General features: G+C 53.8%; 23 protein-coding genes and 1 pseudogene. 16 read left to right on the plus strand and 8 right to left on the minus strand.

Going from position 1 to position 24295, the window contains the following annotated elements:
- Positions 1-116: 116 nt before the first annotated feature.
- Positions 117-1495 (minus strand): annotated as a pseudogene (locus tag HB779_RS17020) (class II 3-deoxy-7-phosphoheptulonate synthase).
- A gap of 132 nt (positions 1496-1627) precedes the next feature.
- On the opposite strand from HB779_RS17020, the gene HB779_RS17025 reads away from it, so the two are divergent.
- Complete coding sequence (locus HB779_RS17025; protein WP_244642404.1) at positions 1628-2575, plus strand: alpha/beta fold hydrolase; 948 nt, start codon at positions 1628-1630, stop codon at positions 2573-2575.
- Here HB779_RS17025 and HB779_RS17030 read toward each other — a convergent pair.
- The 4 genes from HB779_RS17030 to rpiA all read right to left on the minus strand — a co-directional run bounded on the left by HB779_RS17030 (position 2572) and on the right by rpiA (position 6121).
- On the minus strand, positions 2572-3225 hold the full coding sequence (locus tag HB779_RS17030) for a gamma-glutamylcyclotransferase family protein (RefSeq protein ID WP_188343450.1): 654 nt from the start codon (positions 3223-3225) through the stop codon (positions 2572-2574). The two genes, HB779_RS17025 and HB779_RS17030, sit on opposite strands and share 4 nt — an antisense overlap.
- Positions 3225-4619, minus strand: a complete 1395-nt coding sequence (gene gor, locus HB779_RS17035; RefSeq protein ID WP_188343451.1) for a glutathione-disulfide reductase — start codon at positions 4617-4619, stop codon at positions 3225-3227. Before gor ends, HB779_RS17030 begins: the two co-directional genes overlap by 1 nt.
- A 122-nt stretch (positions 4620-4741) precedes the next feature.
- Positions 4742-5389 (minus strand): DUF2059 domain-containing protein, encoded by a 648-nt coding sequence (locus HB779_RS17040; protein WP_188343452.1) that lies wholly within the window; start codon positions 5387-5389, stop codon positions 4742-4744.
- A 36-nt stretch (positions 5390-5425) separates the two neighbouring features.
- On the minus strand, positions 5426-6121 hold the full coding sequence (rpiA, locus tag HB779_RS17045) for a ribose-5-phosphate isomerase RpiA (protein ID WP_188343453.1): 696 nt from the start codon (positions 6119-6121) through the stop codon (positions 5426-5428).
- A gap of 180 nt (positions 6122-6301) precedes the next feature.
- Here rpiA and HB779_RS17050 point away from each other — a divergent pair, with 180 nt between their 5' ends.
- The 6 genes from HB779_RS17050 to HB779_RS17075 all read left to right on the plus strand — a co-directional run bounded on the left by HB779_RS17050 (position 6302) and on the right by HB779_RS17075 (position 11923).
- A complete protein-coding gene (locus HB779_RS17050; protein WP_371823865.1) occupies positions 6302-6994 on the plus strand; it encodes an HAD family hydrolase in 693 nt (230 codons plus the stop codon).
- Between the two features lie 219 nt (positions 6995-7213).
- The gene (locus HB779_RS17055) at positions 7214-7693 is read left to right on the plus strand and encodes a BA14K family protein (RefSeq protein WP_188345983.1); all 480 of its coding nucleotides are present in this window, start codon (positions 7214-7216) and stop codon (positions 7691-7693) included.
- 232 nt (positions 7694-7925) lie between these two features.
- Positions 7926-9338 (plus strand): circularly permuted type 2 ATP-grasp protein, encoded by a 1413-nt coding sequence (locus HB779_RS17060; protein WP_188343455.1) that lies wholly within the window; start codon positions 7926-7928, stop codon positions 9336-9338.
- 75 nt (positions 9339-9413) lie between these two features.
- Positions 9414-10355 (plus strand): alpha-E domain-containing protein, encoded by a 942-nt coding sequence (locus HB779_RS17065; RefSeq protein ID WP_188343456.1) that lies wholly within the window; start codon positions 9414-9416, stop codon positions 10353-10355.
- Positions 10356-10360: 5 nt separating this feature from the next.
- Positions 10361-11158, plus strand: a complete 798-nt coding sequence (locus HB779_RS17070; protein WP_188343457.1) for a transglutaminase family protein — start codon at positions 10361-10363, stop codon at positions 11156-11158.
- Between the two features lie 33 nt (positions 11159-11191).
- Positions 11192-11923, plus strand: coding sequence for a proteasome-type protease (locus HB779_RS17075; RefSeq protein WP_188343458.1), 732 nt, complete (start codon positions 11192-11194; stop codon positions 11921-11923).
- Here the strand turns inward: HB779_RS17075 and HB779_RS17080 are convergent.
- Positions 11920-13830, minus strand: coding sequence for a murein L,D-transpeptidase (locus tag HB779_RS17080; protein WP_188343459.1), 1911 nt, complete (start codon positions 13828-13830; stop codon positions 11920-11922). The genes HB779_RS17075 and HB779_RS17080 overlap by 4 nt on opposite strands.
- A 337-nt stretch (positions 13831-14167) precedes the next feature.
- Between HB779_RS17080 and HB779_RS17085 the strand changes: the two genes are divergently transcribed.
- Entirely contained in the window at positions 14168-14734 is a 567-nt protein-coding gene (locus HB779_RS17085) for a L,D-transpeptidase (protein ID WP_371823937.1), read from the plus strand.
- A 1-nt stretch (position 14735) separates the two neighbouring features.
- Here the strand turns inward: HB779_RS17085 and HB779_RS17090 are convergent, their stop codons facing one another.
- Entirely contained in the window at positions 14736-15116 is a 381-nt protein-coding gene (locus HB779_RS17090) for a gamma-butyrobetaine hydroxylase-like domain-containing protein (protein WP_188343461.1), read from the minus strand.
- A 182-nt stretch (positions 15117-15298) separates the two neighbouring features.
- Here HB779_RS17090 and moaA point away from each other — a divergent pair, with 182 nt between their 5' ends.
- The 8 genes from moaA to HB779_RS17130 all read left to right on the plus strand — a co-directional run bounded on the left by moaA (position 15299) and on the right by HB779_RS17130 (position 21832).
- Positions 15299-16288 (plus strand): GTP 3',8-cyclase MoaA, encoded by a 990-nt coding sequence (moaA, locus tag HB779_RS17095; RefSeq protein ID WP_188345984.1) that lies wholly within the window; start codon positions 15299-15301, stop codon positions 16286-16288.
- Between the two features lie 114 nt (positions 16289-16402).
- Positions 16403-17323, plus strand: coding sequence for a DMT family transporter (locus tag HB779_RS17100; RefSeq protein WP_244642405.1), 921 nt, complete (start codon positions 16403-16405; stop codon positions 17321-17323).
- A gap of 3 nt (positions 17324-17326) precedes the next feature.
- Positions 17327-17956, plus strand: a complete 630-nt coding sequence (gene mobA, locus HB779_RS17105; RefSeq protein ID WP_188343462.1) for a molybdenum cofactor guanylyltransferase MobA — start codon at positions 17327-17329, stop codon at positions 17954-17956.
- 14 nt (positions 17957-17970) lie between these two features.
- Entirely contained in the window at positions 17971-18480 is a 510-nt protein-coding gene (gene mobB, locus HB779_RS17110) for a molybdopterin-guanine dinucleotide biosynthesis protein B (RefSeq protein ID WP_188343463.1), read from the plus strand.
- Positions 18481-18713: 233 nt separating this feature from the next.
- Complete coding sequence (locus HB779_RS17115) at positions 18714-19502, plus strand: ABC transporter substrate-binding protein (protein ID WP_188343464.1); 789 nt, start codon at positions 18714-18716, stop codon at positions 19500-19502.
- Between the two features lie 140 nt (positions 19503-19642).
- Entirely contained in the window at positions 19643-20353 is a 711-nt protein-coding gene (locus tag HB779_RS17120) for an ABC transporter permease (protein WP_188343465.1), read from the plus strand.
- The gene (locus tag HB779_RS17125) at positions 20350-21186 is read left to right on the plus strand and encodes an ABC transporter permease (protein ID WP_188343466.1); all 837 of its coding nucleotides are present in this window, start codon (positions 20350-20352) and stop codon (positions 21184-21186) included. Before HB779_RS17120 ends, HB779_RS17125 begins: the two co-directional genes overlap by 4 nt.
- 25 nt (positions 21187-21211) lie before the next feature.
- Complete coding sequence (locus tag HB779_RS17130; RefSeq protein ID WP_188343467.1) at positions 21212-21832, plus strand: glutathione S-transferase family protein; 621 nt, start codon at positions 21212-21214, stop codon at positions 21830-21832.
- A gap of 4 nt (positions 21833-21836) precedes the next feature.
- On the opposite strand, the gene HB779_RS17135 is transcribed toward HB779_RS17130, so the two are convergent.
- Positions 21837-24293, minus strand: a complete 2457-nt coding sequence (locus tag HB779_RS17135) for a penicillin acylase family protein (RefSeq protein WP_188343468.1) — start codon at positions 24291-24293, stop codon at positions 21837-21839.
- Positions 24294-24295: the final 2 nt, after the last annotated feature.

Raw genomic sequence — 24295 nt, forward strand, 5'->3', positions numbered from 1 at the left:
TCCGATGTTCTGACAGATGTGTGATCTGCTCGGCTTTGTTGTCGAATATCCCTGTAAAGAAAAGGGCGATCCCGAAAGACCGCCCTCTGTATTCATAGACTATTGTCTAATTTCTATCAGCCGTTCACGGCGATCTTCTGCGGATGGCTGTTGCGTTCCTTCTTGAGAAGTTCAGCAACAAGAAACGCCAGTTCCAGCGCCTGGTCGGCATTGAGGCGCGGATCACAATGGGTATGATAACGGTCCGACAGGTCTTCTGCCGAAATAGCCCGTGCACCGCCGGTGCATTCCGTGACGTTCTTGCCGGTCATTTCGATGTGGATGCCACCGGGATAGGTGCCTTCCGCATGATGAACTGCAAAAAGCCTTCGACCTCTTTGAGGATACGGTCGAATGGCCGTGTCTTGTAGCCATTGGCCGTAATTGTGTTGCCATGCATCGGATCACAGGACCAGACCACATCGCGGCCTTCCTTTTGCACCGCACGGATCAGCTTCGGCAGATGATCGCCGACCTTGTCATGGCCAAACCGGGCGATGAGGGTCAGGCGGCCCGGCTCATTTTCCGGATTCAGCAGGTCGATCAGCTTGATCAGACCATCTGGCTCCAGTGAAGGACCGCACTTGAGGCCGAGAGGATTCTTGATGCCACGGCAATATTCGACATGGGCATGGTCTGGCTGACGCGTACGATCGCCGATCCAGATCATGTGGCCGGATGTGCCATACCAGTCGCCCGACGTGGAATCGACGCGGGTCAATGCTTCCTCATAACCAAGCAGCAAAGCTTCGTGGCTGGTGTAGAAATCCGTCTCGCGCAATGTATGATTGGTTTCGGACGTAATGCCGACAGCGCGCATGAAATCCATCGTGTCGGAAATCGTGCGGGCCAGCGATTCATAACGTTCACCCTGAGGGCTATCCGAAACGAAGCCAAGCATCCACTGATGCACGTTCTCGAGGTTGGCATAGCCACCCTGAGCAAATGCACGCAACAGGTTCAACGTTGCGGCTGACTGGCGGTAAACCATTTCCTGACGGTTCGGGTCAGGGATACGCGAAGCCTCGGTGAATTCCATACCATTGATGATGTCACCGCGATAAACCGGCAGCTCGATACCATCCTTGATTTCGGTGTCAGCGGAACGCGGTTTGGCGAACTGGCCGGCAATACGGCCAATCTTCACCACCGGCTGCGACGCACCAAATGTGAGGACAACCGCCATCTGCAGAAACACGCGGAAAAAGTCGCGGATATTATCTGCGCCATGTTCCGCAAAGCTTTCAGCACAATCGCCGCCCTGCAGCAAAAAGCCCTGCCCTTTGGATACGGCAGCGAGCTGGCGCTTCAGCTTTCGCGCCTCACCTGCAAAAACGAGTGGTGGATATGTACGAAGACGGCCCTCGACATCGCTCACAGCCTGAGCGTCCGGATAAAAAGGCACCTGCTTGATCGGTTTGCCTCTCCAGGAAGTCGGTGTCCAGTTCTTCGTCATTATTGCACCTGTTTTCGATTGTCCGCACTGGTAGCGGGAGGTTTGAGTTTTCCGGTTCTTTCCGGAGGCGCTCATATAGTGGAAATATCCCCAATATACCAGTCCCGTTAAGGTTTGTGGCGGAAAGGCGAAATGGACATTGTCGCAAGCGGCATTTTGATTTACGTTGACGTTAAAGTCAAAGTTGGAGCGGCCATGCGCGACATCGCTTTTGAAGCCTCTGATGGCTTTCCACTGCAAGGAACCATGTTTGAAGGAAAAGGCGATGGGCCAGCGGTCCTGATCTCTTCCGCCGCTGCTGTTCCCAACACATTCTATCGCCATTTTGCCAGCGAGCTGCTTGCATCCGGCGCTTCAAAAGTCCTGACATATGACTATCGCGGTGTCGCGAAATCGGCTGTGCCAAAACGCTGGAAATCACGTCTTGGTATGAAGGATTGGGGCGTGCTGGATTTTCCAGCCGCAATTGACCTTCTTAAAAGCAACGCAGGCGGAAAACCCCTTGTAGGCATTGGCCATTCCTACGGCGGCCTTGCGCTTGGGCTGAGCAACCGGTCCGGCGATTTTGAACGTTATACCTCGATGGCGTCGCTTTCCGGCTATTACCGCAATACGGCGGAACCCTTTGCCGTCTTCGCCAAGATGAACCTTATTGCCCTGCCGATTGCCATGTCGCTTGGCCGCTTGCCCAAATGGAGCGGTATAGGCGAAGAATTGCCCGGCAGTGTCTTCCGTGACTGGGCCCGCTGGTGCCGCAGCCCGAACTTCCTGTTTGGTGACGTCAGGACGCCGGAATCCCGCTACTTCCAATCGGTTTGCACGCCGCTACTTGCGGTTGGCATAACGGATGATCCGTGGGGGACGCCCAAGGCGGTCGAGCATCTGCTCATGCATTACAGCAACGCCCCGGTAATCCAGTTGTGGTTAAGTCCCGAGCAATCAACGGGCGGCTCTATTGGACATCTCGGCTTTTTCCGCAAAAGCCATGTAGCAACGCTGTGGCCGCCCGTCATTGACTGGTTGTTGAACGGCACCGAACCGCGAGACGCAATTCACCGTGAAGAGCAACGGGTCGCTTAAGCCAATTGACTACCAACGCCAGTCTGTCTGACCTCCGGCATTTCCACAAAAACCGCGTTCCTCTCGTTAAGCAGCCCGTCAAAAAGGAACCGTTCCTCATCGCTGGTGGTGACAGAACGCGGATAAGTGGGCACCGCACGATCTCGCAAGATAGGTGTGTCGAAGTGCCGTGTTTCAGAAACAAACCGGCGTAATCCGGCCTCCCCGTGCTCGATCAGAAAGCCCTGCATCACTGCATCGAGATAGGATTGCAGGATTATGGGCGGCTCCGGATGACGCGGGACGTCATGCTGGGCCTCGTAGACATAGACTGGACAGCTCAACTGCAAAGGGCTGTCGGTCTCGATATGCCCAATGTGCACATCGCGCCTGTCGTAATGAACCTCACGCAGATCGACCGACGCCAGATTGTCTCGATGATCGAACACCAGTAGTCCGTCAATGCTGGCACCCTCCTCTCGGGCGACTGAAAGCAAAGCCGCAGGAAAGCCCGGCATGTCAGGCCGAGGGCGCCACAACCTGCGCCATCCCAGCAGCCGGGCCGGAATGGCATGGATAATATTCGTGCGCAGCGTATTGCGGTTAACCAGCGAGCCGTAGCCAAAATAGGCCACAACATCATCCCGTTCGGCCAGCAAACTGATGTCCATTATGTGTCGGCCTTGACACCATCAACGACCCGGTAAGTCGGCTTGTACATGGTCACCAGCTCTTCCGCCGCTGTTGGATGCACCGCCATCGTCCGGTCAAAGTCTTCCTTCGTGCAGCCCGCCTTCATCGGAATAGCCAGTAACTGCGCCATTTCGCCCGCATCGGGTCCGAGAATATGCGCGCCGACCACTTTCCTGGTTGCCGCATCGACAATCAGCTTGATCAGCATTTTTTCCGTACTGCCGGAAAGCGTATTGCGCATCGGCCGGAACACTGCACGGTAGACTTCGATTTCCTTAAACTGCTTGACAGCATCATGCTCAGTCAGCCCGACAGTCCCAATTTCAGGCTGAGAAAAGACGGCCGTAGCAATCAACTCATGATCTGGTTTGGTCGGATTATACTTGAATGCTGTTTCAAGAAAACACATGGCCTCGTGGATGGCGACCGGCGTCAGTTGAACGCGGTTGGTCACATCGCCAACAGCCCAGATGTTCTGTTTGCTGGTGCGCGAATAGGCATCAACCTTGATCGCTCCAAGTGCGTCCACCTCGACACCAGCCTTTTCGAGACCAAGCGACGTTGTGTTCGGCACGCGTCCTATCGCCAGCATAACCTCATCAACGAGGAGTTGCTCACCGCCGGACAGATGCACAAGCTTCTGCCCGCCATCTCCACGTTCAACCTTGGTAACGATTTCCGTACAACGGATGTGGATGCCCTTCTCCACCATGGCCGCATGCAGCATGTAACGGAGGTCCTGATCAAAACGTGAAAGGATTTCCGTGCCCCTGTAAACAAGTGTCGTATCCACGCCAAGGCCATGAAAGATATTGGCAAACTCCACTGCGATATAACCGCCGCCCTCGATCACGATGGCTTTCGGCAGCTTCTCCAAATGGAAAGCCTCGTTTGAGCTTATGCAGAACTCATTGCCCGACAACGAAGGATGCGGGCTTGGGTGCCCGCCGGTAGCGATCAAGATCTGATCGGCAGTAACGCGTTTGCCGGTACTCAATATCTCGATCGTGTGATCGTCGACCAGCACCGCCCGGCTTTCAAAAATTTCGACCTCGGAATTCTCCAAGCCTTTACGATACAGGCCTTCAAGCCGCGTGATTTCGCGATCCTTGTTGGCGATCAGGGTTGGCCAGTCAAACTTCGTCTCACCAACGGTCCAGCCATAGCCAGCCGCAGCATCAAAATGTTCCTGAAACTGCGAAGCATAAACGAAGAGCTTTTTGGGCACACAACCACGAATGACGCAGGTTCCGCCCATGCGATATTCTTCGGCCAGTCCAACCCGCTTGCCCATAGCGCCAGCCAAACGACCCGCGCGAACCCCGCCTGACCCGCCACCAATAACAAAGAGGTCATAGTCATAGGTCGCCATGCTGGAATACTCCGAATAATCTGTTCAGATGATCATTGCATATGGGTTTTATATCGGCGCTTTAAAAGAACAAAGCCCGGCGATGAAACCGGGCTTTGCAACATCACAATACAAAGAAGTATTTATGGCTTCGGCGCGGCCGGAGCTGCTGGTTTGGCCGGTGCTGCAGGCTTAGCTGGCTTTGCAGGCTTGGCTGGTGCCGGTGCTGGAGCGGCAGCAGGTGCTGGCTCTTCTGCAACTGGTGCTGGAGCTGCGGCAGGCGCCGTGGCGGCAGCAGCAGCGACAACCTTCTCAGCAACAGCCTGTGCCAGATCGCGGGCGATGCCACCGCGCCAGATGGTGGCGGCTTTCATGACTTCACGCGTCGCAATCGGTCCTTCCGACAGGAGCTTCTTGCCTGCAGGAGAATTGTAGAAACCGGTAATGGCATTCAGCTCTTCTTCGGAAAAAGAGACAGCATAGGCACGTGCAGCTTCATTTTCGAGATCAACGCGGCGTGCCGCCAAGGCCAAAGCTTGTTCATCGACGGCATTGCTGATGATCGACTCAAGGTTAGGATCCTTCTGGATCAACTCTGCCTTCAGGTTTTGCGCTGCATCCGGCAAAATCGAATCGAATACGTCAGTTGCCTTGATTGCAGCGATGGCCGCACGGGCAGCCGCAAGATGCGATGCGGTAATTTCCTGTGCCTGCGCGGAATAAAGACTGCCCAGCATGATCGCGATAGACAAAGGTGCAATCAGACGGCGAAAGCCAGTTGCTCGGTTCATGGATTTTTTGCTCCGTTTTTCTCAAGACTGTGCCGGTTAAGGCTGTGTTCGTGTTCGGATACCGTCAGCACCGGCCAAAATGGCCACGCGCGCCAGTCCCAGAAATAGTCCATGCTCCACAACGCCTGGTATGGCGTGCAGAGCGTTTGATAACGCTCTTGTATCCGGAATGCGGCCAAAAGATGCATCCAGGATCAAATGCCCGCCGTCTGTAACAAATGCTTCGGCTCCCGTCATCCTCAATGTAAGCGAACCCGCGAGATCAAGCCGGGAAGCTGCCGCTTTAATGGCGAGAGTTGTCGCCGCGAGCCCAAACCGGTTGACTTCTATTGGCAACGGAAAGCGCCCAAGCATTTCCACGTTTTTCGACTCGTCCGCTATCACCACCATCCGCGCGGAAGCAGCCGCAACAATTTTTTCACGCAGCAATGCTCCGCCGCCACCTTTGATCAAAGCCAGTTCCGGGCCGATCTCGTCTGCACCATCGATTGTCAGATCAAGTTCCGGTGTTTCTTCCAGCGTCGTGAGTTTGACCCCAAGCTCCTGGCAAAGCGCAGCGGTACGTTCCGAAGTCGGTACGCCAATGACATTCAATCCCGAAGCGACTTTATCAGCCAGAAGCCGGACGAACTCCTCAGCCGTTGAGCCGGTTCCGATCCCGAGGCGCATGCCATCCTCGACATAAGTCAATGCTACGGCTGCCGCCTTGATCTTCAATGTCCTGGCATCCATCCGGGGCGCCCTCTCTCGCTTTGACTTGACACTTGGCTCCCTAACACGTCAGACAACCGGGTCAAGGCTCGATACCTGATTTTACCCAATACTTATACTTCAGTGTAAGTGATGGCCGATGGCGACATCATCCAAAACGTGTATTGAGTGATGATCACAGGTTTAACGCTAATTTCTCAGGTGCGCAAAATGTCTCAACCTATTGTGGTTTTCGATCTGGATGGAACTCTGGTCGATACTGCACCTGATCTGCTCGATAGTCTCAACCATTGCCTTGATGCTGCAGGAATGCAGACGGTCGATCCGGTTGCGCTGCGCCGTTATGTCGGGCAAGGCGCCCGTGTGATGATCCAGCGCGCTTTCGAAGCACAACAAAAAATCGTCAGTCCTGAACAGCTGGATTGGCTCATAGGCCTGTTTCTCGAACATTACAGCAAGAACATGCCCGGTCATTCCGCCCTGTATGAAGGCGTCGAAGATGTCATGGATAATCTGGCAAGCGCAGGCTACCTCCTTGCCGTTTGCACCAACAAGTTCGAAGGTCTTTCGACAAACCTGCTGACCGCTTTGGGACAAACAGCGCGCTTCACCGCCATTTGCGGTTCGGATACATTTGCTTTTCGCAAACCCGATCCACGGCATCTTTTTGAGACAATCAAGAAAGCCGGCGGTGACCGTGACCGCGCCTTGATGATCGGTGATAGCCGCACCGATATCGATACAGCCAAGGCCGCTGGAATTCCCGTGGTAGCGGTGGACTTTGGCTATTCGGATTTGCCGGTTTCAGCTTATGAGCCGAGCCGCGTGATTTCACACTATCGTGAATTGGACATGAAGCTTGTCGAAAAGCTGATCAACGCTGTCGACGCTTGATTTTACTGCTGGAATGTAACTTTCAAGCACTGAACCATTCATAGAAAAATGTCGTATCAAGGAACAAATGCTGCAATCAAGCGTTGCAGCATTGATCGACTTTGCGCGAGTTCGCGCACTGTCTGGCATTTCTTCACTCTATGCATGAAAACGAAGATAAATCTTCGGATTCCAGGAGGAAATATGAGAAAGCTCATTTCGTTATTTACCGCAGCGGCCATGTCTATTGGCATGATTTCAGCGGGTACAGTTGCAAGTTATTCTGCACCGATCGTGCCCCAATCCATTGAAGGCAACTCACAAGTGATGCAAGTAAGAGATCATGGCAATTGGCGTATGCGTCCGTTGAGAGGCGATCGTGGTTGGCGCGGTGATCGCGGATGGCGTGGTGATCGTCATTGGGGCGGTGACCGTGGTTGGAGAGGTGACCGTGGTTGGCGCGGTGATCGCTGGTACGGAGGCCATCGCGGCTATCGCTATCATCGTCCAGGATATCGGTATCATAACGGTGCGTGGTTTCCGCTTGCCGCTTTTGCCGGTGGCCTGATCATTGGCAACTCTATCAACAATGATCGTGTTATCAGGCGCGGTACGAGCTACCACACACAGGCCTGCTACAACCGCTACCGGTCTTACCGCGCATATGACAATACCTATCAGCCAAACAATGGACCACGTCGCCAATGCGTATTGCGCTAGGTCGCTTGATATTTAAATGATTCCGAAACCCGGATTGCAACAATCCGGGTTTCTTTCTGCCTCAGATCGCCTCGCCGCCTACGGTTTAACCTGAAGTCGAGGCCAATTTGCCCCAAAACTGGAACTGCTGCCTATTTTTTAAGCTATTTTGATGCTCCCAACGTAAATGGCGGAATGTGCTTGCTTTTTTTCCCAACGCGCTTGAATGAATCGCATGTGAAGGGGATTTTGAGTGAAGCCATTTGACGAGATGATCAAAACCGGCGGCCAGGTACGCCCGCCATATGAACAGTTGCAGTCCTGGCTGGATACCCAGAACCCGGAACGATTTGCGCAGAAAGCGCGAGATGCGGAAAATGTGTTCCGCAAGACAGGCATTACCTTTGCTGTCTATGGCGATGAAGAAGCCGCTGAGCGTCTGATCCCCTTCGATATTATTCCCCGCATCATCACTGGCAACGAATGGCGCCGCCTGTCACAGGGCATTGAACAACGCGTCATGGCGCTCAATGCCTTCCTTGATGACATCTATCACCGTCAGGAAATTATCCGCGCGGGCCGCATTCCAAGGGAGCTATTCACCCATAACGACGCCTATCTCCCGGAAATGGTCGGTTTCCGGCCACCGGGTAACGTCTACACCCATATTATTGGGGTCGATATTGTCAGGACCGAAGAGAACCAGTTCTACGTATTGGAAGACAATGCCCGCACGCCCTCGGGTGTTTCTTACATGCTGGAAAACCGCGAAACAATGATGCAGCTGTTTCCGGAGCTGTTCCAGCAGATCAAGGTGCGCCCGGTAGAAACCTATCCCAAATTGCTGCGGCAATCACTGGCAGCCGTCGCACCGCCCGGATGCAAGGGAACGCCGACCATCGCAGTTCTCACGCCCGGCATCTACAATTCAGCCTATTTTGAGCACGCATTCTTGGCCGATCAGATGGGTGTCGAGCTTGTCGAAGGCAGCGATCTCAAGATTGAAAATGGCAAAGTGGTCATGCGAACCACCGAAGGCAATCGTGCCATCGACGTTCTGTATCGCCGTGTCGATGACTCCTATCTCGACCCCCTCACCTTCCGCCGCGATTCAGCTCTTGGCGTAGCAGGGATCATGGACGTTTACCGCTCGGGCAACATCACCATTGCCAACGCACCCGGTACAGGCATTGCTGACGACAAAGCGCTCTATTCCTATATGCCGGAGATCATCGAATTCTATACGGGGCGCAAGGCCATCCTTGAAAATGTACCAACCCACCGTTGTTCCGAGCCCGACACATTGAAATATGTGCTGGAAAATCTGGCAGAACTGGTTGTCAAGGAAGTCCACGGCTCCGGTGGCTATGGCATGTTGGTCGGCCCTGCCGCCACCAAGAAAGAGCGGGAAGATTTCGCGCTAAAGCTTAAAGCCAACCCGAAGAATTACATAGCACAACCCACGCTGGCGCTGTCCACGACCCCGATCATGACCGAAAAGGGTCTGGCACCCCGCCACGTTGATCTGCGCCCTTTCGTGCTCGTATCCGACCGCATCCGCATCACACCGGGCGGTTTGACCCGCGTCGCTTTGAAGGAAGGCTCACTTGTCGTCAATTCCAGTCAGGGAGGCGGTACAAAAGATACCTGGGTTCTCGACGACTAATTGCGCTATTTTATGGGGAATGAGGGCTGCCACAGACGGCCCCGACAATAAATAAAAGAGGGATACAACCAAAACATGCTTCTTGGTCGCACCGCAAATGGTCTCTACTGGATGTTCCGCTATATTGAGCGGGCAGAGAATATGGCGCGTTTGATCGACGCCGGCTTGCGGATGGCGTTGACGAAAACATCCGATGCACCCGAGGAATGGTCATCTGTTCTGATGAGCGCCGGCGTCAAAATCGGCTACAGCGCAAAATACAAAGAATTCAACGCCAGTCTGGTTTCCGATTATCTGCTTCGTGATCTCAGCAATTCATCGAGCGTCATGTCTTGCATCGAGACAGCCCGTTCCAATGCCCGCATGGTACGCACAGCGCTGACACGTGAAGCTTGGGAAAGCGTCAACGAGACATGGATGATCCTGAAATCAACGCTTGCCTCGCCGATCCCAGAAACGGATTTGCCTCGCGTCCTTGATCAGATCAAGCGCGAGACCGCGATTATTCGCGGTGCATTCCATGGCACGATGCTGCGCAACGAGATTTTTAATTTTGCCCGTCTCGGTACCTTCATCGAACGCGCCGACAATACGGCGCGCATTCTCGATGTTAAATATTACGTGCTTCTGCCATCGATTTCTTATGTCGGCACGACGCTCGATAACTTTCAGTGGGAATCGATTTTGCGCTCGGTTTCCGCGCACCGCTCTTATCGCTGGGTCTACGATGTCGAATACAATCCGGTGAATATTGCCGATTACCTCATTCTCAATTCACGTATGCCGCGATCCCTGAATTTCTGCTATTCCAATATTGTCGATAACCTCAAGTTTCTGGCCAATGATTACGGCAAGCGTCACGAGTGCCATGACATGTCGGAAAGCATTATGACGAGGCTTGAGAACAATGAGATCCGCACTATTTTCGACAATGGTCTGCATGAGTTTTTGAGCGACCTGATCTATCAGACAAACGGGCTAGGCAGCAAAATTGCCGAAGCCTACAATTTTGATTGAAAAACATGCTCCTCAACATTCAGCACACGTCCCGCTATCAGTACGATTCCCCAGTGCAGTACGCTGTTCAGCGTCTGCGCCTGCACCCATCAAGTTCTCCAGGGCAAAAGGTCATTGACTGGTCCGTAACAGTCGAGGGTGCGGAGCAGGAAGCCAGCTACCGCGATGGTTATGGCAACCGGACGCAACTCGTGCGTGTTAACCGCGATGCCAAGGAACTTGTCATTCGCGCTGCCGGACAGGTGGAGACGGAAGATCGCACAGGCGTTCACGGCAAGGTCTACAATTTCATGCCCACCTGGCTGTACGAACGCGAAACCGATCTGACCAAGCCGGGTGAAGCCGTACGCGATCTGGCCGCCAGTCTTAACGTCAAGGACGACAGACTGGCGACAATGCACGAACTGATGAGCAAGCTGCATCAGGTGGTGGCTTACACACCTGGCACGACCAATATCAATACAACCGCTGAAGAAGCACTCGTTCTTGGCAGTGGCGTCTGTCAGGACCATACACACGTGTTTCTTTCGGTAGCCCGCGTGCTGAAAATCCCCGCCCGTTATGTCTCCGGCTATCTGATGCTGACCAATACAATCGAGCAGACAGCCACCCATGCTTGGGCTGAAGCCCATATTGATGGGCTGGGCTGGGTGGGTTTTGATGCGGCCAACGATATCTGCCCGAACGAGACCTATGTGCGTATTGCCTGCGGTCTCGACTACAATGAAGCGGCTCCAATTTCCGGTATGCGCTTCGGTGCCGGCATGGAATCACTTGCCGTAGACCTCAATGTAGAGCAGTAATCGCCCAGACTTTTTTGGAATTCGGGATTCGCTATGACCTATTGCGTCGGGCTTAAATTGGACCGCGGCCTTGTGTTTATGTCCGACACAAGAACCAATGCCGGCGTCGATAACATTTCAACGTTCAAGAAAATGTACACTTGGGCGAAGAGTGGCGACCGCGTTATCACGCTTTTATCCTCCGGCAATCTGGCGACCACCCAGACTGTTATCAGCATCCTGAATGAGCGGACCAAAATACCATCTGAACGGGCTCCGTCGATCTTCGACATGCCGTCCATGTTCCAGACGGCCAAGCTTGTCGGCGACACAATCAAGAGTGTTATTCACGACGTGGATTCAGATGGCCAGCGTGCGGATTCGTTCGGCGCATCCATTATTCTGGGTGGGCAGATCAAGGGCGGCGAACCACGACTTTTCCTGATCTATCCCGAAGGCAATTTCATTGAATCCTCGCCAGATACGCCATTCTTTCAGATTGGCGAGCACAAATACGGCAAGCCGATCATTGTGCGCTCCTACGATCCAGCGATGACATTCGAAGAAGCCACAAAACTTCTGTTCGTATCATTCGATTCCACGCTCAAATCCAACCTTTCCGTCGGATTGCCCCTGGATCTGCAATTTTATGAATCAGATAGCCTCAAACTTGGCTTTGAAAAGCGGATCGAACACAATGATCCCTACTACAAAGCCATCTCGGAAGGCTGGTCGCAGGCCCTGAAACTCGCGTTCCAAAGCCTGCCCACTTTCGAAGTTGATTAAAGCTTCGCCGTCGTTTGAGTAGTGACGGACTGACGGACAGCGCGCGTCTTGTCGATCGCCTTTTCCATATAGGCATCACGTTGATAGACGTCGTCATAATACTGGATGGCACCAGTTTTCGCGTCCGGCCATGCGGTGAAGTATGAAACATAAACCGGCAACTGGTCTTTGACGCGAACCTGACGCTCATTCTTGCCGAAATATTGGTTTAGTTCCTCAACCGGTACACCCAGCACCGCCGCAGCCATATCGCGCGGGTGTTCCAGACGGATACAACCATGGCTCAAAGCCCGCATATCCTTTTTAAAATAGGACTTCGCCGGGGTGTCATGCATATAAATGTCGTGGCTGTTCGGGAACAGGATTTTGAGTTCGCCCAGTGCATTGTCGAGGCTTGGCTTTTGACGAATGCCAACACCACCGCCACTGGAAGCAACCTGCGACCAATCCACCGAGCTTGACGGAATAACCCGGCCGGATTTGTCGTAAACTTCGTAGCCGCTATTCTCGAGATAAGACGGGTTGTTGAGAATTTTCGGCATCATCTCGTTGAGAATGATCGACCGCGGTACACCCCATGACGGATTGAACACAACGGTTTCAATCATATCATTGAAGAAATAGGTCTGGTTCGTCGGCGAACCGACAACAATATTCATCGCCAGCTTTTCGGTATTGTCGTCAAAATACTGGGCACGGTAGGCGGGCTGATTGATGAAAACGTAGCGCTTGCCGAAATCATGCGGCAACCAGCGCAGTCGTTCCATCGAATAGAGAATGCGATCACGTTTGGAACTGTTCGTTTCGCCCTGCAGCGAACTGATCGTACCACGGCCGATCACACCATCAGGCTTTTTGCCCTGACTTGTCTGGAAATCCTTGATCGCCTCGACGAGACTTTCGTCATACACGGTAGCAGTCTCATGCGCCTGCAGCACGGCTTCATGCTTGGCCAAGAAATCCTTTGGCGCTTTTGCTTTGATCAGGGCAACAACATTGCGAATCTCCGGGTTTTCGTCACCCGGCCGGATCATCGTGCCCGGTGCAACGCGCACGGTTGTCTCGCCACTGCTGTCGCCGATCTCGTGCAGATTTTGTTTCAACTCTGTGTACCACTTGTTCTGTGGTTCAAAGCTGCGAAGCACTGCAGCTGCATCGCTGGACGAGGCCAGCTTGTTGATGACATCACGCGCCTTAACGCGGTCAACAGCGAAATCATAGAAACCACTGAGCTTGTTCGGATTGATACGGCCGTCACCCTGATCCATCGCATAGCGCAGGGCGCGCGCCGACATGCTCAGCTCAAAATCGGCCAATTCTTTCAGGCGGGCGGGAATATTGGACCTGTCATAGTCATCAGCAGGCACTTTGACGGCATAATCCTGTGGATCAAGGCCCTCTTCGTTTGCTGCGTTAAACAATGCCGCGACAGCTTTCGCCTTGGCCGAAACGTCATATGACGATGTCCAGATGGGCTGCTGCTTGGTTGCATAATAAGCAACGATTGCATCAGCAATGTCCTTTTCGGCCAGCACGTTGGCCGCACGTATATGATCCAGCTTCAGGCCAAACTGTTCCATCGGAACCTGCGCACTGGAATCAGATGTATGGTCCGCCGAGGCAGTCAGTTGCGGATCTATCTTGGAAAAATCGATACGAACCAGCGCTTCCGGTTTGTAATCGTAATTCTTTGGTGCGGTGACTGTAACGCGCTTGATCGGCGCCGAACGTGATGGCGCTGTCGGCTGTATGGGCTGGGGCGGAAAGACCTGTTTTGATTCAACGCGCCGGTTACCGAACAGGAAATCCATCAGATTCTCAGCGGCTGATGCCGGAGACATGGAAATGGCTGTTGCTGACAACATTGCAGCTACAAAGATCGCATGCTTTTTCGAATAGGAATTCATATTGCTCGCCCAGATGGTACAGTCTCAACCCGCAGACAATGCAGGCCACGAATGATGATTCACAGCCAGTTTCGCCTCATCCTATTTACAATCTTTTAACAATAACCCGCCCCCCGATTTATATTCACACGGACTGCCAAAAGCGCGGTGAATACGACTTTCGTATCATTTAACCCGATTCATCACAGCTTTCATCGCGATTCGTGCGCTAGACCCTTGACCAAATCAATTCTTTTGCAAAACATGCAATAATGTCACAGCATAAGTGACTCGAAACATTGGATTGGGGGATTCGATGAACAATTATTTCCGTATAACTATGCTTTTCTTTGCCGTGATGGGCATAAGTACTTTAACAACACCTGCCGATGCGCGAGATACTCTTATAAAGAAAATATTTCTTGCCGGAAAACCTAAAAAATTAACGGGGAAATACCAATCGGATCGCTCTCCCATACCACGCCAATATGTCTCTTTTGCCACAGGCTATGCGCCGGGGACGATCGTGATCAATACAGCACAGCGCCGTCTCTATCACGTGACGGAACCCGGTCGCGCCATGGCTTACGGCATCGGCGTTGGGCGTGAAGGTTTCACATGGAGCGGCAGCAACCGCATTTCCCGGAAAGCGGAATGGCCGGGTTGGACACCGCCAACCATCATGCGGGCGCGCGAAGCCCGAAAAGGACGCATCTTGCCAGCCTACATGGCCGGTGGCCCCGGCAATCCGCTGGGCGCTCGCGCCATGTATCTCGGTTCCAGCATGTACCGCATTCACGGCACCAATCAGCCATGGACTATCGGTCAGGCAATGTCTTCCGGCTGTATTCGCATGGCCAATGACGACGTGAAATATCTTTACGATCAGGTACCGATCGGCACGAGAGTCGTCGTGTTGCGATGACCTAATGGGAGCGGCGCGTGAGGACAGGCTCGCGGCTCAAGCCTTTCGCTGCCAGTTCATCGAGATAGGCCTGCCAGCGTTCGTCTCTGTTCCGGCCAAGATCGATCAGATAATCCCAGCTGAACAACCCGGTATCGTGCATATCATCAAAGGTAATACGCACCGCATAATTGCCAATGGGCTCCATCTTGGTGATTTCGACATTGCTCTTGCCCGACACAGTCACACGCTGCTCCGGCGAATGACCCTGCACTTCTGCCGAGGGTGAAGCCACGCGTAGCAATTCCGCGCTTAAGGCGTAACTTTCTCCCGTATCAAACGTAATAGTCAGCGACCGGCGATCCTTGCTTACACGCAGTTCCTTGGGCCAGACATTGGTCATGATATTACTCCTTGATACGAATTCTTCTCTATGCCGCTAAGAATGGAGCCGCAAGTCGGCAATCACAGTTGCGACATAACCTTAGATTGACTGGACAACAGATGGTCGCCGCCCTATTTCTTCAAAAGGAGGTTTCCTTGGACCACATTGCATTGCTTGACAGACCTGTTGCCCAGACGCCTATGATTGATCCTTTCGGCAGGACAATCAGCTATTTGCGCGTATCTGTGACCGATAGATGCGATTTCCGTTGCACCTATTGCATGTCCGAGCATATGACATTTCTGCCCAAGAAAGACCTTTTGACGCTCGAAGAGCTGGACAGGCTGTGCACCGCTTTCATCGAGAAAGGCGTCAAGAAATTGCGCCTGACTGGCGGCGAACCACTGGTCCGCAAGAATATCATGCATCTGATTGGCGAACTGTCGCGCCATCTGCGCACCGGCGCACTTGAAGAACTGACGCTGACGACAAATGGTTCGCAGCTTGCACGATACGCGCGCGAACTGGCTGATCACGGCGTAAAGCGCATCAATGTATCGCTCGACACGCTTGATCCGGAAAAATTCCATGCGATCACCCGCTGGGGCGATTTGAACCGCGTTCTGGAAGGCATAGATGCCGCGCAGCGCGCTGGTATTAAAATCAAACTCAACGCCGTGGCACTTAAGGGTTTTAACGATCACGAAATCCCTGAAATGATCCGCTGGGCGCATGCCCGCGATATGGATCTGACGCTCATCGAAACCATGCCGATGGGCGAGATTGATCTCGACCGTACGGACCAGTATCTGCCGCTGTCGATGGTACGCAGCGATCTGGCGCGGGAATTCACGCTGGAAGACATTCCTTACAAGACCGGCGGTCCCGCCCGCTATTCCTCGATCAAGGAAACCGGTGGCCGTCTCGGCTTCATCACACCGATGACGCACAATTTCTGCGAAAGCTGCAATCGCGTCCGCCTTACGTGCACCGGCACACTGTATATGTGCCTTGGTCAGGAAGATGCTGCGGATCTGCGCGAGCCGCTACGGGCATCTGAGGGCAACGAACTGCTCAGCAATGCGATTGATGAAGCTATCGGCCGTAAGCCGAAGGGGCATGATTTCATCATAGACCGCAACCATAATCGCCCGGCTGTTTCCCGCCATATGAGCGTAACCGGCGGTTAAACAAGTCTTCGCAGTCTCTATCCAACATTCCGAATGCGCAGAGCCGTCTGGCCTGATATATCAATATCAGCGATTCTGGGGGAGAATCGTCAGCTCTCATTTGGAATAAACACCTTGGCGCTTTCGCCCAACCTTCGTGGCAGCCTGTATATGGCCATTGGCATGGCCAGTTTCACATTCAATGATGCCACCGTGAAGCTCGTCGCCGAACACATGAATATGGGACAGGTCATGCTGGTGCGCGGTTCATTCGCAACCATTATGATCCTGCTGCTTGGCTGGCATCAGGGCATGCTCATACCGCTGCGCCATGCGCTGCACCGGATGACCATCCTGCGCGTTGTCGGTGAAGTCGTGGGTACAGTCAGCTTTCTCGTTGCGCTGGTTCACGTGCCTCTCGCCTTGACGTCAGCAATCCTGCAAGCCCTGCCGCTGGCAGTAACGCTTGGAGCGGCGGTGTTTCTGGGTGAACCGGTGGGCTGGCGGCGCTGGATTGCCATTGCCATCGGCTTTACAGGCGTGCTCATCATTGTTCGTCCCGGTTACGATGGCGTAAGCCATTATGTGCTGCTTATCGTCATCACTGTGATCTTCGCAGCCATGCGCGATCTCGCGACACGTAGAGTTCCCAAGACTATCCCTGTTCTGATGATATCGGCCCTCACATCTGTTGGCGTCTCAGTCGCTGGCATCGGCATGATCATTCCCTTGGGCGGATGGACACCGATGACCCTGACCAATACCGCGCTTTTGTTTTTCGCCTCGTGCTGTGTGATCGTGGCCTATCACTTCATCATCCTTGCCATGCGAGAAGGTGAAATTTCGTTCGTTGCACCCTTCCGTTACACAAGCCTGATTTGGGCTATCCTGCTCGGCTTCCTGTTCTTTGGTGATCTGCCTGATATTCCCATGATCATCGGCGCTGTGATCGTCATTGGCAGCGGGCTATATACGCTCTACCGTGAGCGTATTGTCGGCCGGCTGGTACCGGTCGCCACAGCAGCGGCGGTCAGTTCTTCGCCCGATGGAGTTTAGGCATTGCGCATTGCAGGCATTATTCTGGCAGGCGGACGGTCGAGCCGGATGGATGGAAACGATAAGGCACTCCTGCCCTTCGGCGATGATCGCCTGATTGATCGTATTGCGGCCCGGCTCTCGGCGCAGCTCGATACAATCGCGATCAACAGCAACAGCGATCCTGCAGCATTTGCCAATCTGCAGATACCTGTTATTCCCGATGACATCGCGGGATTTGCCGGCCCCATGGCAGGTATTCTTGCGGGGATGGACTGGGCGGCCAACCAGTCTATGCCATTTACCCATATACTGACGGTTGCAACAGACACGCCATTTTTCCCGGACAATCTGGCTGCTGTGCTTTGCAAAACTGTCGATCAGCGTGAAGACCATATCGCAGTTGCGATCTCAGGTGGCATATGGCATCCGGTTTTCGGCCTTTGGCCGGTCGCCCAGCGCGATGAACTTCGGCAATGGCTACACGACCCCCAAAATCGCCGCGTTCGCATGTGGATCGAAACCCATCCGCATCGAATAGCGAATTTTCCGCTGGTTGCCACGCAATCCGGTGATCCTTTCGATCCGTTTTTCAATATCAATCGACCCGGCGATCTGGAGCAGGCTAGGTTGCGGGCTGAAGAATCGCATTAATGGAAGACCGCGCCATGACCCACCGTATCTTTGGCATAACCGGCTGGAAAAATTCAGGGAAAACGACGTTAACAGTCAAGCTTGTCACCGAACTGATCCGCCGGGGCTGGAAGATTTCAACGATCAAACATGCGCATCATGATTTTGATATCGACAAGGAAGGCACCGACTCTTGGCGTCACCGCAAGGCTGGCGCAGGCGAAGTAGCGATTGTTTCCGACCATAGATGGGCGCTGATGCATGAATTGGCGGATGAGAACGAGCCGTCCCTGGATGAGATTATCGCCCGATTTTCTCCCTGCGACCTTGTGCTGGTGGAAGGCTACAAGCGCGAAGGCCACAAAAAGATTGAAACCCGCCGCCGTGATGGCAGAGCCGGTGACCCGCTGGCCCCTCATGACCCCACCATTGTTGCCGTAGCCAGTGACTTTACCATCGAAGACAGTGCGATTCCTGTCTTCGATCTCAATGATGTCGATGGACTGGCTGATTTAATTGAGCGCGAGATGAACCTTGGGCATTGACGCAGTCATGAAATGACGTTTCGCGAGAGGCTCGCGCAAGAAAAATATAATCCCGTAACAATTATGTGGTTTTGCCGTCTTGAATCGCTCGGTGACGAAAGATTCCCGGTTGCTTTTAACAGAAAACTAGTGGGAATATCCTCGGTCAGGAGCAGTAGAAAAACTGCGACCTTGCCCGGAAGGCTGTCCAAAAGAACAGGGGAACAGCCGGGCCACAAAAGAGAGGTTGAATAATGCGTATCACCAAGCGTCTCGCACTCGGCTTAGCTGCCGCTGCCCTTGCTTTGTCCGTGGGAGCGGCACACGCAGAGGACGCTCTGAAGCTGACCATTGCTTCGGAGGGAGCCTATCCGCCCTTTAACAATCTGACACCGGATGGCAAGCTGGAAGGCTTCGATATTGATATCGGCAAGGCCCTTTGCGACGAGATGAAGGCACAGTGCACATTCGTTTCTCAGGATTGGGATGGCATGATTCCCGCCCTGCAGGCTGGCAAGTTCGATGCCATCATCGCATCGATGTCGATCACAGAGGAACGCCTGAAGAAGGTTGATTTCTCCAAGAAGTACTACAACACGCCTCCAGGCATTGCCGTACCGAAGGATTCCGCGCTGAAGGACGTCACGCCGGAATCACTCAAGGGCAAAACCCTCGGTGTGCAGGCTTCAACAAGCCACTCGAACTTTGCCGAAGCCAAGTATAGCGGCGCCGACATCAAGATGTACCCGACAGCTGACGAATATAAGCTCGATCTCGCCAATGGCCGTATCGATGCAGCGATGGATGACTCGGTTGTGCTCGGCCAGTGGCTCGACAGCGATGCAGGCAAGTGCTGCAAGCTTCTGGGCACCATTACTCCGGATCCAATCATCCACGGCCCCGGCGCCGGCGTGACGGTCAAGAAGGGCAACACTGCCTTGGCTGACAAGTTCTCTGCCGCTATCGTGGCGATCCGCAAGAACGGAAAATACAAGGAAATCAACGACAAGTACTTCAAGCTTGACGTTTACGGCGCCGAGTAATCAAAGCTCGTTTTCAGAATCGACCAATCAAGGATGGCGGATAATCCCGCCATCTCTTTCCATGTCTTAAGTTAAAAAATGACAGGCCGGTCCGATAATCGGGCACTGGGGAATGGCCTGCAAAAGAATGAAAGAAGCCTATGGGCTCAATTGCGTTATTGGGATTTGGTGAAGGCGGCTGGGGCTATAGTATTGCAAGCGGCATTCTTGTGACCGTCAGTCTTGCACTTGCGACATTGCCCATTGGACTGCTCATCGGATTTTTCGTGGCTCTCGGCAAACAGGCGGCGGAACCGTCCATCAGGCTCGCGGCCAACATGTACACCACGATCTTCCGTGGCCTGCCCGAACTGCTGACACTGTTTCTCGTTTATTTCGGCGCTCAGATCGGCATCCAAAAGCTCGGCGCTATGCTTGGTTTTTCCGGAACGATCGAAATCAATTCGTTCTTGGCCGGAATGTTCGCCATGGGCGCTGTGTTCTCGTCCTATGCCAGCGAGGTTTTCCTGTCGGCATTTCGCGCCATCCCGCGCGGGCAATACGAAGGCGGCTATGCCATAGGCCTCTCCTATGGCCAGACGATGTGGAAAGTGGTTCTGCCACAGCTGATCCGCATCGCCCTGCCCGGTCTTTCCAATCTCTGGATGATCCTGCTCAAGGACACTGCGCTGGTTTCAGCCATCGGACTTGCCGACATCTTGCGGCAAACCGGCGTTGCGGCGCGCGTCACCAAACATGCCTTCCTGTTTTATGGTACGGCCTGCATGATCTATCTGGTGCTCGCCATCCTTTCTTCGTTCGTTATCAACGCCATTGAAAAGCGCACGACAGCCAGTGGAGTGCGTCGATGACCCAAACCTTCATCAATGCGCGCACAGCAACAGTGACCCGTCCACCCGCACCGGCCAAACGCTGGACCAAAACGCGGATTATCGGCCACTTGCTCGTTGCTTTCTGGGCCGCGCTGATTATCGGGCTCGTGCTTGATCTCTATAGCGCTTGGGATATCACCCTGATCGAGACCTACGGGCCAAAATATTGGCAGGGCCTCGTCACCACTCTGACACTCGTATTCAGCTCCATCATTTTTGGCGCCATCCTGTCGGTCCCTGTCGCTTTCGGCAGAATGAGCAAGAACAGGATCGGGTCGGCAATTGCCTATGCCTATGTCTATTTTTTCCGTGGCACGCCGCTGATCGCGCAGGTCTTTCTGATGTATTACGGCGTCAGTGAATTTAGAGAAAAACTCGAATATGTCGGCCTCTGGTGGTTCTTCCGTGAAGCCTGGTATTGCGCGTTTCTTGCATTTGCATTGAATACGGCTGCCTATCAGGCGGAGATATTGCGCGGCGCAATCCAGAGCGTATCGCTTGGGCAATGGGAAGGCGCGGCATCTCTGGGCATTTCCAAGTTTGTCACGTTCCGCAAAGTCATCCTGCCACAAGCATTGATTGTTGCATTGCGTCCCTACGGCAACGAAGTCATCCTGATGATCAAGGGCTCCGCCATCGTTGCGTTGGTCACAGTCTATGACCTCATGGGGTACACAAAGCTTGCTTATTCACGCACTTTCGACTTCCAGGCCTACCTTTGGGCCGCTATCTTCTACCTCGTGCTCGTAGAAGTATTGCGTCACATCTGGGACTGGATGGAGCGCCGCATCACGCGACATCTGATACGCTGATCACATCATTGAAAAGAACCAAATCATGTTGAAAATCTGGGGCCGCGGTAACTCTACCAATGTCAAAAAGGCGCTGTGGGTAGCCGAAGAACTATCCATTCCCTACGAAAACATTCCCGCTGGTGGTGCCCATGGCATTGTAACCGATCCCGAATATCGCGCCATCAATCCCAACAGCCGCGTGCCCACCATTGAAGACGACGGCTTTGCACTCTGGGAAAGCAACACAATTGTCCGCTATCTCGTGGCGAAATACGGCAAGACTTCTTTATATGTCGAGGATGCCGCTGTGCGTGCCAGCGCGGAAAAGTGGATGGACTGGACCACGTCCAGCATCGCCGGTCCGTTCCGCGATGTTTTCTGGAATACGGTGCGGCTTGCACCTGACCAGCAGGATCATGCCGCCAAGGCAAAAGGCATTGAAGCCTGCACCGAGATGTTTGCTATTGCCGATGCGGCGCTCGCCTCACAGCCCTATCTGTCCGGCGCTGACTTTGGTGCGGGTGATATCCCGCTCGGCTGCTTTGCCTATGCCTGGTTTGAAATGCCCATCAAGCGCCCCGACCAACCGCATCTGCTGGCATGGTATGAGCGACTGAAGACACGCCCGGCCTATCAGAAGACCGTAATGACGCCCCTCACCTGAGGTGCTATTGCGGTTTCAGCCGCCAGATACCCTGCAACCCATCCTGATAGACCTTCTCGTCTGTCGAGATCGTAATCGCCTGTGTGTCGGCCCATTTCTGTGCGAAGTCTCGGTAGTTGGCTGAAAACACGTTGCCGGATTGGCCGGTTGTCTGGATGTAAGTCGAGCGGTTGAGATCGGCCAGATCGAACAGCCCGCGATAACTCGTGCCATGCACCGCACGGTACGGATTGCTCTCATCGGTAAACAGCGACTTGGCCCGGTCCAGCGTGAACGCTCCACCGGAGGCCGGAACATCGACATTGAAAATCCGGTCCAGCGGGCTCACCTGCGCGAAAGGACGATGTGCACCATAAGCGTAGTGGAGTGCGCCCCAGCTCCATTTGGAACGGTCCGAGCCAAGTCGCTTATCCAGATCCTTCAACGCATCCGTCAGCGACAGCGCCAGAACATCGCCGCAGCTTTCTTTCTCCGGGGTTCGTCCATCATCGCACCAGTCGCGTGCCGGATTGGGTCCGAGCCAGCGCAGCATTGCTGTCACGCGGCCTTGCCAGTAGGTTGGAAATGCCTCGCCGAGATCATCTTCGACAATGCGTTTTGTTGCCATGCGCAGCCAGGCCTCGAACAATAGCGGCTCGACGCGGTTGCGGTCTTCCACATAATCCCATTGGCTCAACTGCTTGAGAACTGTCTGGTCTATGTCCTTGCGCCCTTCGACCAGTTTGAGCATAACCGGCCCAAGCGCTGCATAGGCATTGGAGTAGGCATCACCCTGCGCTTTGCGATTGGTCTCCATCGATTGCTGGTTCGTATCGTAAATCAATGCCTTGATACGGTCGAAGCGCCACGTCTCATCCCAGTCGAAAGTCAGGAAATGCGGGTAAGCCGCATCAACCATCTTGGTATTGGCGGTTCCGATGACATTGTCGGACGGATTGTAGCTGCGCGGCAAATCCTCATAGGGGATGTAACCTTTCCAGTCATAAGTCGCATCCCAACCGGGCGAAGGTGCGCGTCCTATGATCTGATTGGCCGGGTCACGCATTGGTACCCTCCCCGGCGCAATCAGGCCGATATTGCCGTCGACATCGGCGATGACGATTGATTGCATCGGCGTTACGAAATCCCGCATTCTATTCTGGAATTCCGTAACACTCGCGAAATCCCAAAGCTTCAAACCGGCAGAAATAGTCTTGTCATCGCCTGCAAGGGCCGTCCACGACAATGCGGCAACGGTATTTTCAGGCAAATAATGATCCAGCCCGCGATAATCCGCAGGCAGAACCGGACCGTGCCGCGTGCTCAAACGATCAAAATTAACCGCATCCGCACCCTTAACCTTGATCGTCACGGGCTTTTTCTCGAAAGCGGCAAAGCCCTGTGGCGTCTGATACTCATTTGGATTGGCCGGATTGATCCGTTCGACAAAAATATCCTGCACGTCAGACCCGGTATTGGTGAAACCCCACGCCAGCCGGTCATTGCGCCCGAGCAGCACCAATGGAACCCCCGGCAAGGTCACGCCGGCGAGATTTTTGCTCGTACCATCCGCGTTTTTCACTTCCAGATGCGCCAGATACCAGATGGCCGGTGCCATTAAACCTAAATGTGGATCGTTGGCAAGGATTGGCTTGCCTGTTTCCGTCTTGGCGCCGCCAACCACCCAATTGTTGGATGCGCCGGTGGACATGATCGCGTTAAGTGACGCGAACTGATTTTCAGCTTCCAATGCTCCGGTTTTGATCGGCCCGCCTGGCAACCCAAGAATTTGTTTCAAATCGGGCATTGGCGGCGGGTTATCACCAGCAACCGCTGGCAAAAGGTCTGTCATCTCTGCATCTGTCATGCCAAGCCGGGCAAACTTCAGACGATACACTTCCTGATCAATATTGGCGGCCAGCGTGACCGACATCATTTTCAAAACAACGATGACGTCAGCTGCAGTCCATTTTTCCGGCTTGTAGCCAAGAATGACAAATTCCGGCGAGTATTTCGATGCGAAAGGACGTCCGGTGCTATCGATAAACGCATTGATACCACTGACATAGGCATCCACCCGCTTGCGGTCAGCTTCATCAAGCGCCGCAGTCGAAGCGACAGCGGATTCGTAAACACCAAGGGATCGTAAAAACCGGTCTGTCGGGACAGTCTTGTCACCGAACATTTCGGACAAGCGGCCCTGCCCGGCCATGCGGGTCACTTCCATCTGCCACAGCCGCTCCTGCGCATGAACAAAGCCGAGTGCCGCCAAAACGTCATTCACATTGCTGCCAACAATATGCGGAACTGCATTCTTGTCACGCGTCACGCTTACCGGAGCACTGAGACCTGTCAGCACCATTTCCCCGGTTGCCGGCGCGACGGACCGTGCCAGCCAGACATAACCGACGCCAGCGGCAAGGAGTGCGAGGGGAATAAGCGAAAAAACAATCCACAATAGGCCTTTGATGATCCGCCGCATTA

It is taken from the genome of Phyllobacterium sp. 628 (assembly GCF_014189505.1).
In the GTDB taxonomy this organism is placed as follows: Bacteria; Pseudomonadota; Alphaproteobacteria; order Rhizobiales; family Rhizobiaceae; genus Phyllobacterium.

Coding starts and splice junctions, on each gene's coding strand:
- HB779_RS17025 (WP_244642404.1), top strand. CDS start 1,628: ATGGACATTGTCGCAAGCGGCATTTTGATTTACGTTGACGTTAAAGTC.
- HB779_RS17030 (WP_188343450.1), bottom strand. CDS start 3,225: ATGGACATCAGTTTGCTGGCCGAACGGGATGATGTTGTGGCCTATTTT.
- gor (WP_188343451.1), bottom strand. CDS start 4,619: ATGGCGACCTATGACTATGACCTCTTTGTTATTGGTGGCGGGTCAGGC.
- HB779_RS17040 (WP_188343452.1), bottom strand. CDS start 5,389: ATGAACCGAGCAACTGGCTTTCGCCGTCTGATTGCACCTTTGTCTATC.
- rpiA (WP_188343453.1), bottom strand. CDS start 6,121: ATGGATGCCAGGACATTGAAGATCAAGGCGGCAGCCGTAGCATTGACT.
- HB779_RS17055 (WP_188345983.1), top strand. CDS start 7,214: ATGTCTATTGGCATGATTTCAGCGGGTACAGTTGCAAGTTATTCTGCA.
- HB779_RS17065 (WP_188343456.1), top strand. CDS start 9,414: ATGCTTCTTGGTCGCACCGCAAATGGTCTCTACTGGATGTTCCGCTAT.
- HB779_RS17070 (WP_188343457.1), top strand. CDS start 10,361: ATGCTCCTCAACATTCAGCACACGTCCCGCTATCAGTACGATTCCCCA.
- HB779_RS17075 (WP_188343458.1), top strand. CDS start 11,192: ATGACCTATTGCGTCGGGCTTAAATTGGACCGCGGCCTTGTGTTTATG.
- HB779_RS17080 (WP_188343459.1), bottom strand. CDS start 13,830: ATGAATTCCTATTCGAAAAAGCATGCGATCTTTGTAGCTGCAATGTTG.
- HB779_RS17085 (WP_371823937.1), top strand. CDS start 14,168: ATGGGCATAAGTACTTTAACAACACCTGCCGATGCGCGAGATACTCTT.
- HB779_RS17090 (WP_188343461.1), bottom strand. CDS start 15,116: ATGACCAATGTCTGGCCCAAGGAACTGCGTGTAAGCAAGGATCGCCGG.
- moaA (WP_188345984.1), top strand. CDS start 15,299: ATGATTGATCCTTTCGGCAGGACAATCAGCTATTTGCGCGTATCTGTG.
- mobB (WP_188343463.1), top strand. CDS start 17,971: ATGACCCACCGTATCTTTGGCATAACCGGCTGGAAAAATTCAGGGAAA.
- HB779_RS17115 (WP_188343464.1), top strand. CDS start 18,714: ATGCGTATCACCAAGCGTCTCGCACTCGGCTTAGCTGCCGCTGCCCTT.
- HB779_RS17120 (WP_188343465.1), top strand. CDS start 19,643: ATGGGCTCAATTGCGTTATTGGGATTTGGTGAAGGCGGCTGGGGCTAT.
- HB779_RS17125 (WP_188343466.1), top strand. CDS start 20,350: ATGACCCAAACCTTCATCAATGCGCGCACAGCAACAGTGACCCGTCCA.
- HB779_RS17130 (WP_188343467.1), top strand. CDS start 21,212: ATGTTGAAAATCTGGGGCCGCGGTAACTCTACCAATGTCAAAAAGGCG.
- HB779_RS17135 (WP_188343468.1), bottom strand. CDS start 24,293: ATGCGGCGGATCATCAAAGGCCTATTGTGGATTGTTTTTTCGCTTATT.